The sequence below is a fragment of the Streptomyces poonensis genome, from assembly GCF_014650915.1.
Classification (GTDB): domain Bacteria; phylum Actinomycetota; class Actinomycetes; order Streptomycetales; family Streptomycetaceae; genus Streptomyces; species Streptomyces poonensis.
Genome location: NZ_BMVW01000005.1, coordinates 417,934 through 426,553, shown reverse-complemented (window position 1 = coordinate 426,553; position 8,620 = coordinate 417,934). Strand labels below are relative to the sequence as shown.

The 8,620-nt window shown below is 69.2% G+C and carries 8 protein-coding genes and 1 pseudogene; 3 read left to right on the top strand and 6 right to left on the bottom strand.

Annotated features, from left to right (window positions below; all coding sequences use genetic code 11):
• The 5 genes from IE242_RS16880 to IE242_RS16860 form a co-directional block, all read right to left on the bottom strand.
• The coding region (locus IE242_RS16880; RefSeq protein WP_229858984.1) for an ATP-binding cassette domain-containing protein at positions 1 to 306 on the bottom strand (306 nt) is incomplete at its 3' end.
• A gap of 109 nt (positions 307 to 415) precedes the next feature.
• The gene (locus tag IE242_RS16875) at positions 416 to 1,258 is read right to left on the bottom strand and encodes a DUF4097 family beta strand repeat-containing protein (RefSeq protein WP_189859933.1); all 843 of its coding nucleotides are present in this window, start codon (positions 1,256 to 1,258) and stop codon (positions 416 to 418) included.
• 81 nt (positions 1,259 to 1,339) lie between these two features.
• A complete protein-coding gene (locus tag IE242_RS16870; protein WP_189859931.1) occupies positions 1,340 to 1,861 on the bottom strand; it encodes a hypothetical protein in 522 nt (173 codons plus the stop codon).
• A gap of 307 nt (positions 1,862 to 2,168) precedes the next feature.
• Positions 2,169 to 2,360, bottom strand: coding sequence for a DUF397 domain-containing protein (locus IE242_RS16865; protein WP_189859929.1), 192 nt, complete (start codon positions 2,358 to 2,360; stop codon positions 2,169 to 2,171).
• Between the two features lie 3 nt (positions 2,361 to 2,363).
• On the bottom strand, positions 2,364 to 3,242 hold the full coding sequence (locus tag IE242_RS16860) for a helix-turn-helix domain-containing protein (RefSeq protein WP_229858983.1): 879 nt from the start codon (positions 3,240 to 3,242) through the stop codon (positions 2,364 to 2,366).
• Here IE242_RS16860 and IE242_RS38835 point away from each other — a divergent pair.
• The 3 genes and pseudogenes from IE242_RS38835 to IE242_RS16845 form a co-directional block, all read left to right on the top strand.
• Positions 3,132 to 3,755 (top strand): annotated as a pseudogene (locus IE242_RS38835) (ATP-binding protein); the annotation flags it as partial. The gene IE242_RS16860 and the pseudogene IE242_RS38835 overlap by 111 nt on opposite strands.
• A 159-nt stretch (positions 3,756 to 3,914) precedes the next feature.
• Complete coding sequence (locus IE242_RS38830; RefSeq protein WP_189859998.1) at positions 3,915 to 4,163, top strand: hypothetical protein; 249 nt, start codon at positions 3,915 to 3,917, stop codon at positions 4,161 to 4,163.
• Positions 4,160 to 4,402, top strand: a complete 243-nt coding sequence (locus IE242_RS16845) for a hypothetical protein (RefSeq protein WP_189859928.1) — start codon at positions 4,160 to 4,162, stop codon at positions 4,400 to 4,402. Before IE242_RS38830 ends, IE242_RS16845 begins: the two co-directional genes overlap by 4 nt.
• Positions 4,403 to 6,449: 2,047 nt before the next feature.
• Here the strand turns inward: IE242_RS16845 and IE242_RS16840 are convergent.
• Entirely contained in the window at positions 6,450 to 8,546 is a 2,097-nt protein-coding gene (locus IE242_RS16840; RefSeq protein WP_189859927.1) for a molybdopterin oxidoreductase family protein, read from the bottom strand.
• Positions 8,547 to 8,620 lie beyond the last annotated feature (74 nt).

Sequence of the window (8,620 nt, the reverse complement as noted above, 5' to 3'; positions counted from 1 at the left end):
GGAGAACTGCCCGGTGACGCCGATCGCGGCGCGCACCGCCTGCGGGTCGGCGGCGAGGTCGTGGCCCGCCACCTGGACCTGCCCGCCGTCGGCGGAGACGAGCGTGGACAGGATCTTCACGGCGGTGGTCTTGCCGGCGCCGTTCGGCCCGAGCAGCGCGAACACGGACCCGGCCGGGATGTGCAGATCGATGCCGTCGAGGACGGTCTTGTCGCCGTACGACTTGCGCAGACCGACGGCGGAGACGGCGGCCGGAGACGGGTGACCGTCACCCTGCCTGGACGTGGACATGACAGATGAAGGCATGGAGTCCTCCCGTTCGAAGGATGAAGGCTGAAGGCTGAAGGCTGAATGGGGAAGGGTGAAGGGGGAAGTGGCCGGGGGAATGGGTGGGGCGAGGACGGCCGGTCCGGGGTCAGGCCTTGGCGCGGAGGATGTCGATGTTGCCCCAGTTGGTCCTTGCGCGGACCTTGACGGTCTCCTCGGCCTGCTCCGGGGCGTCGGACGTGGTGAGCCTGTTGCGTACCTGCCCGCGGTTGGAGGTGACGTCGAGCCAGGCGGCGGTGCCCTCGCGGATGCCGATCTCGATGGAGCCGTTGGAGGTCTCCAACTGGACCTCGCCGCGCGAGACCTCGGAGACGCGGAGGTGGCCGTTGGTGGAGGTGCCGGTGACCGACGCCTCGGCGCGAGCGATGTCGATGCCGCCGTTGGCGCCGCTCAGCCGCAGCTCACCGGTCACGGCGCCGACGGTCGTGGTGCCGTTCGAGTTCTTCAGGACGGCCGGGCCGTCGATGGTGCCGACACGCACCTCGCCGGTACTGCAGGTGATCTCGGCCCTGCCGTCGATCCGGTCCACGGTGATCTGGCCGTGCGACGCGTTCAGTTCCGCCGGTCCCGTGGTGTCGAGGCGGATGTCGCCGACCGAGGTCTTCACCCGGACCTCGCCGAGCCGGCCCTCGCCGAGCAGCTGGGCCCAGGCGCCGGTCATGTCGATGCGCGAGCTCGTGGGCAGGTCGACCGTGACATCCACGACGCCGCTGGGCCCGATGAGGCGGCGGTGCTTCGTCGTGACGGTCAGCACGCCGCTCGCGTAGGTGACCTCGGTCTGCTCGGCGGCCCGTACGTCCTTGTCCCGCTCCGGATCGCGGGGCCGGACCTTGACGACCGTGTCGGGGCGGTCGCTCGCGGTGAACCGGATGGAACCGGCGTCCACGCGGGCGGTGACCGAAATCGGTTCGGGAGTGTCGAAAGAAGGCATGGCTGTCCCGTCCTCTTGAGTCCTTGGGCCGTCCCCGCAGGTGGGACGTGATGTGGGTGAAGCGGTGTGGGACGGGCGCGGCTAGCGCACCCAGCCCGTGAAGCTCTGTCCGATGCTCTGGGTCGTCTGCGTCGTGCGCGTCCGGGTGCCGCCGTCGACCGCGGCGGACACGGCCCGCACCAGCCACGCGTTGACCGACAGGCCCTCGCGGCCCGCGGCTTCCTCGGCGCGGGCCTTGAGGTGGGCCGGCAGGCGCAGGTTGACGCGGGCGGTGCCGCCCTCGTCGCCGTCGGCGGGCGCCGCCTGTGCCATGAGCGGTTCGACGGGCGCGGCCGGCTCCGCGGCGGTGCCGCTGTCGGTGGGCGGTGGTGTCACCACGAACTCGGGGTCGAGTCCGCGCAGCCGTACGTCGACCGAGCCGGGGGCGAGGTCGCGGGTGACCTCGTCCATCGCCGCGGAGAGCGCGTTGAGCAGGGTCAGGCGAGCCGCCGACTCCAGGGGGGCGGTGAGCCGCTCGGCCAGCTCGCGGGCTTCGTCTCCTCCGGCTTCGGCGGCCACCGCGAGTTCGCGGCGGAGGGTGTCGACGTAGGGCGTGAGGTCCATGACGCCATAGTGGCGCCATTCTGGTGCCATGCGCAAGCGGTTGGGTGGACGAGTATGCGGGGAGTCGACGTGCGCCCTCCCTGACCTGCGTGTACGTGCGTGTGCCGAGTTGGACCGGAGGGGTGGCGCGCGAGCCCCCGGCCGCCTCCAGGTGGATGATGGCGTCATGGTGGCTCTCGATGACACCTCGTGGTGCCACTCGGGTGCCGCGTGCTCAGCGCAGTGCTCGTTCCAGGATGTCGCGGTGATCGGTGACCCACTGGTACGCCCTCTGTACGGCACTGACCAACCTCCGGGCAGGAACGACTCAGGTATTCGGCCGGCCTGCGAGCAGGGAGCGTTGGAAGGCCGACCAGGTGGCCGGTCGCACCTGGATGAAGGGGCCTGTCGGGTTCTTCGAGTCACGTATGGCGACTGTTCCGGGGATGTTGGTGGCTATTTCGACGCACTCGCGCTGGGGGTCGCTGTAGCTGGACTTTTGGTACTGGAAGTCGCGCATGGCTCATAGCTCCTTACGAAGGTGGTGGAGGTGCGAGACGGATTCGTCTTTGCTCAATGAACGCGCGGCGATCGCCTCGAACAGTTCGTTATAGGCCGCGGTGTCTTCACCTCCCTCGATCCAAAGGCGGCTGAGCGGAAGCTCCAGGTACACGACGTCCATGGCCCCGGGCTCGGCGAATGACATGACGTTGAACGATCCGTTCAGTCCGACCTGGGGGCCGGTACTGAAGGGGTGGATCAGCAAAGTGACATTGGGCTGCTCGGCCACCTTCGCGAGGTGATCGATCTGTCCCCGGGCCGTCGCCGCGTCGGCGGGGAGATTACGCAGTGCAGACTCATAGATAACCGCGCGCAGGGTGAGGGGAGAATCGTCCACGAGGCGTTGCTGGCGTGTCAGGCGTGCCGCAACGAATTCCTCGTCCTCCGCCGGGTCTCCGGCTGTCTGCGCTTTTCTCGAAGCGCGTACGTAGTCCGGCGTTTGGAGCAGTCCAGGAATGAAGGACGGTTGCCAGGCCTTGATGGCGGTGGCCGCGTTCTCCAGTGACACGTACTCCTGCATGTCGCCCAGGGTTGCGTAATCGTCCCACCAGCCCTTGGCCTTGCGCCGCTCCCGGTCGATCCGGGCCAGGTCCAGGAGTCCTCTGATGACACGCAGGTCACGGACCTCGTACAGCTCACACAGCGCTCTGAGGTCCGGGTCACGCATGGGGACCCAACCGCGCTCCATCTTGGCGACTTTCGTTGTGGACGCGGTCAGTGCCTTGGCCGCATGGGTCTGTGTGAGGCCGGCCGCAGTGCGCAGCTTGACGAGCTCCGCGCCGAGGCGGCGGCCCAGTACGGAGGAGGTGCTGTTGCCCTGCATCGGCTGGCTGGCGGTCACGTCGGTGCTGCCTCCTGGCATCGGCTCGCCGTCAGTCTGGCCCGCTGCGAACCGGCCCCGCAAACCCCGAACGGAGGAATTCCTCCGGGAGGCGCTTGCGATGAGCGTGACGGCGCTCCTACTTTCGGTGACGAACTGATCGCAGAGCGGCGCCAGTTGTCATCCGGCGCTGCTCGCCCCTGCCCGGAGGTGCGCGGTATGGCCGCCCCCGCAGAACCCCCCGTCCAGTACGACCGCCTCGACTACACCCCACTCCCCAAGAGCGTCACCCTCGCCCGCCACCGCGCCCACCGCCTCGTCGCCCAGTGGGGTCATCCCGAACTAGCCGCCGACACCGCACTGCTGGTGTCCGAGCTGGCGGGCAACGCCGTCACGCACGGGCGCCTGCGCGACCGCCTCTTCCGCGTGGAACTCACCCTCACCGAGCGCGCCGTACGCATCGCGGTCTCCGACCCGAGGGGCGAACGCCTGCCGCACCTGCGGCTCGCCGCGGACGCGGACACGTTCGGGCGCGGGCTGCTGATCGTGCGGGAGGTCGCCGACCGCTGGGGCGTGTCCACACTCACGGTCGGCAAGTCCGTGTGGTGCGAACTGGATGTCGTACGGCAGGAACCCGCCGCCCACTACGGTGAGCGTGAGCCCAGCGAAACCCGGTCTCCCAGGAGGACGACGATGGCCGAGCCACTCAAGACCTTCGTCAACGGCGTCGAAGTGGAGGTGCCCAACAGCATCCCCGACATCCGGGCCGCGCTGCCCGAGGAACGGCGGGCGGAGTTCGACCGGGCCGTCGACGACGCCGGGGTGCACGACATCCACGCCGTCATGCGGCACTGGATGCTGGAGGCCGTGCCCGACCCGGCGGCGGACGCGCTGCTGAAGAAGCTCGCCGCGGACGAGGCCGAGAGGCGGGGCGTCGCTTGAGCTACCGCATCACCTACGCACCGCCCGCCGACGACGCCCTCGCCAAGATGAGGAACGCCGAAGCGTTCAGGGAGGCCATGGGGCGAACCATCGGTCGTGATCCGTACGGATGTGGATCGACCGCGGTGAGGGGAGAACGGGACCGGCGGGAGGCGACCGTCCTCGGCGCCATAGTGCTCTATTACGTCTCCGGGTCCGTGCTGACCGTGACCGTGGTGAGGTTAATTCCCGGGCTGTGAGGTGAGGGACTGGGCGGGGCCGTCGGGCCACTGCATTTGATGCGACACACTTCGGCCGCCCTGGCTAATGGGCTGAGGCGGCCGGGGCGCGTCAAAGCGGGGAAGAGTGCAAGAGCCGCTGCGAAAGTTCGATCACATGCTGATCATGGTGACGGAGCTCGGATGGCGGTAGTGCAAACTCCTATCCACTTCGGCGAGTGGCGCCGAAGATCTGCGTGATAGTGAGAGGGTCGCGGCGGGAACTGCTCCTGAGCGCGACCCATTCCAAGGTGAAGGAAGAGACTTTGCCGGACTTTATCTTCTCTGGGTGGATCGTGTAGGTCGAGCACACCGTTTCATTGCAAATCGTTGCTGTGCGGCTGAGGCCTCCTCCCGCTTTTGGAATTATTTCGAGCATCCCGTGTTTGCCAGTCCAGATCCCCAGCTGGTACCTACACGCCGATCGGGTGCATGTACCGAGCTTTTTTATGGTAGTTCCATTCCTATCCCAATATTTGCCAGCGGAATCGGCTGCTTCCCACAGGTGCGAATCGAGGCGGGGAGCGGAGGGAGGGGTGATCGACTGTCGCTTGAGGGAATATTGGCCCGCCAGTTCTGCGCGGTCTCCTCTCGGTGAGCCCGCAGAGGGGTGTGGCTGGGAGACGCCTCCCGTAGAAGACAGGCTGTCGGAAGCCTTGTAGGCGTAGACTCCGCCGCCGATGACAGCGCCCACTGCCACGGCAACCACAACCTTGGTGGCCATGCTGGATGCGATCCCCGAAAGGCTGCCGGCCGTATCAGCGGCTGGCGGAGGGGGAGCAGCGGCTGGGGCAGGCGGTACGGCGGGCGGTGGGCCAGGGGGAGCCGGCGCTGGCGGGGGTGGCGCCGTCGGCTGGGCGGGGAGAAGGGCAGCTGCCGCCGCGCCCCCCACAGCACCCCCTACGGCCCCGGCGATACTGGTCGTCAACTCGTCCACGGCCAGGCTGGCGATCCGCCGAACTCCTCCAGGCTGCAGGGCTCCCGGTGCGACAGACCGGGTGACCGGATCTTCGATCCCAGGCTGCAGCGCCAGCAGAAAGCGGCGGAACACGACGGCTGTGGGGCGTTGAGCCGAATCCGGTGAGAGTGTCGCCCGCAGAATGTCGAGCAGCTGAGGAGGGACACCTGGGATGTCCGCCAGGCGCTGATCCCGCAACAGCATGTCGGCCGGTGCGTCGGCCCATGGCAGTCGGCCGCCGAGCGACAGGTACAGGGTGGCGGCGAGGTTGTAGATGTCGCCTGCCGGACTTGCCGTGGTTGCTCCCTGGGAGGCACTCGCCATGAATTCCGGAGGCGTGAACATGTCGAGAGCGATTGAAGTTGTGAGGCCTGGTGCGGTTGTGCCGAATCCAGCGAGCACAGCACGGTCTTGAAGTAGAAGGATCGTTGAGGGACGAACGGCCCCATGGGCGAGTCCGAGTGAGTGTGCCGCCAAGAGTGCATCGCACAAGTCGATCCCATGCCGATGGGCCGCAGCGGGGGAAAGCGGGTCACTCGCCAGTTGATCGGCCAGGGTCTGAGCGCCGGTCGTCGCTGCCACGTAGGGTCTTCCGTCGTCGGTTACGCCGTAAGCCAGCACGTCAGCGATGTACGGGGACGCCGCCGCCCGATACAGCGTGTCAGCCCATGTGAAGTAGCTGAGTTGTTCCTGCTCACTGGCGAATACTCGGTGGCCGATGGTGAGGACGGCAATTCTTCCGCGCTCGTCCGAGACCAGCCATACCGTCGCCATTCGATCTTGATCAAGAAGCGACTGTGCTTGGAATCCGTGCACCGGTAACACCGGCATGAATGACATGTTCCGCCCCGCGCTGAAGAAACCGTCGGAGAATGACTCAGGAATGTAGCAGGAGCGCCCCAAGGTCACTTTTCGAGAGGCAGGACGGGTGACAGCAGGCGAAGCGGAAGAACAAAGTTCAAGCAGCGTCGTAAGCGTCGTGCTTAATCGATGTAATCCATGGGGCCCGTGGAGCTCGGTTCTGCCCGCCATGCGCCGCCCGGCGGTGAGCGACCCCGCCGGGCGCCCGGCTCACCCCCGTACCGCCTCCACCCGCACCGCGCACGCCTTGAACTCCGGCATCCTCGACGTCGGGTCCAGCGCGGGGTTGGTGAGCGTGTTGGCGCGGCCCTCGCCCGGCCAGTGGAACGGCATGAAGACCGTGTCGGGGCGGATGGTGGTCGTGATGCGGGCCGGGGCGACCGCGCGTCCGCGCCGCGACACCACCGCCACCGGGTCGCCCTCCGACGCGCCGAGCCGTTCCGCCAGCCGCGGGTGCAGCTCGACGAAGGGGCCGGGCGCGGCGGCGTTCAGCTCGTCGACGCGCCGGGTCTGGGCGCCGGACTGGTACTGGGCGACGACGCGGCCGGTGGTCAGCAGCACCGGGTACTCGTCGTCGGGCTCCTCGGCGATCGGGCGGTGGGAGACGGGGGCGAAGCGGGCCCGGCCGTCGTCCGTCGCGAAGCGGTCCAGGAAGAGGCGGGGCGTGCCCGGGTGGGCCGGAGGAGTGTTCCTGCCGGCCGGCGCCGGACACGGCCAGAACACCCCGTCCTCCTCCGCCAGCCGCCGATAGGTGATCCCCGAGTAGTCCGCGATCCCGCCCGCGCTCGCCCGGCGCAGCTCCTCGAAGACCTCCTCGGGATCGGTCGGGAAGCCCTTCTCCACGCCCAGCCGGGTGGCCAGTTCGTGCAGGACGTACAGGTCGCTGCGGACGCCCTCCGGCGGGGTGACCGCCCGGCGGCGCAGCAGCACGCGGCCCTCCAGGTTGGTCGTCGTGCCCGTCTCCTCGGCCCACTGGGTGACCGGCAGGACCACGTCCGCCAGGGCCGCCGTCTCCGAGAGGACCACGTCGCACACCGCCAGGAAGTCCAGCGAGCGGATGCGTTCCTCGATGTGGGCGGCGCGCGGTGCCGAGACCACCGGGTTGGAGCCCATCAGCAGCAGTGTCCGTACGTCCCTGCCCAGCGCGTCGAGGAGTTCGTACGCGCTACGGCCCGGCCCGGGCAGCGAGTCCGGGTCGACGCCCCACACCTCCGCCACGTGCCGCCGCGCCTCGGGGTCCGTCAGCTTGCGGTAGCCGGGCAACTGGTCGGCCTTCTGCCCGTGTTCGCGGCCGCCCTGCCCGTTGCCCTGGCCGGTGAGGCAGCCGTAGCCGGACAGCGGGCGGCCCGCGCGGCCCGTCGCCAGGCACAGGTTGATCCACGCGCCCACCGTGTCCGTGCCCTTGGCCTGCTGCTCGGGTCCGCGCGCGGTGAGCACCATGGCGTGCTCCGGCTCGCAGAACAGCCGGACGGCTTCGCGGAGTTCGGGGACCGAGACACCCGTGATCCGCTCCACGTACTCCGGCCAGTGCGCCATGGCCGCCGCCCGGGTCTCCTCCCAGCCGCTCGTCCGCTCCCGGATGTAGTCGTCGTCCGTGCGGCCCTCCGCCACCACCAGGTGCAGCAGGCCGAGCGCGAGGGCGAGGTCCGTCCCCGGCCGGGGCGCGAGGTGCAGGTCGGCCTGTTCCGCCGTACGCGTCCGGCGCGGGTCGACGACGATCAGCCGGCCGCCGTTCTCCTTCAGCTCGGTGAGGTAGCGCAGCGCGGGCGGCATGGTCTCGGCGATGTTCGAGCCGACGAGGATGACGCAGCCCGTCCTCGGGATGTCCTCCAGCGGGAACGGCAGCCCCCGGTCCAGCCCGAACGCCTTCCCGCCCGCGGCCGCCGCCGACGACATGCAGAACCGCCCGTTGTAGTCGATCTGCGAGGTGCCGAGCACGATCCGCGCGAACTTGCCCAGCGCGTACGCCTTCTCGTTCGTCAGCCCGCCGCCGCCGAAGACGCCGCAGGCGTCCGGGCCGTGCTCCGTCCGCGCGCGGGACATCCCCTCGGCGACCCGGTCCAGTGCCTCGTCCCAGCCGGCGGGCGTGAGGACGCCGTCCTTCCGTACCAGCGGGGAGGTCAGCCGTACCCGCTCCGAGAGCACCGCGGCCGCCGTACGGCCCTTGCCGCACAGCGCGCCCCGGTTCACCGGGAAGTCCGGGCGTTCGACCACCGCGACGCCCCCCTCCCGCGCGGGCGTGAGATTCATCCCGCACTGCAGGGCGCAGTACGGGCAGTGGGTGGGCGTCGCCGGAGTCTGCTGCATAAGCCCAGCGTGCGGGGGGTGTGTTACGCGGCGGGGCGCCGTCCGTTACGCGGCCGGGACGGGGATCTCCCGGC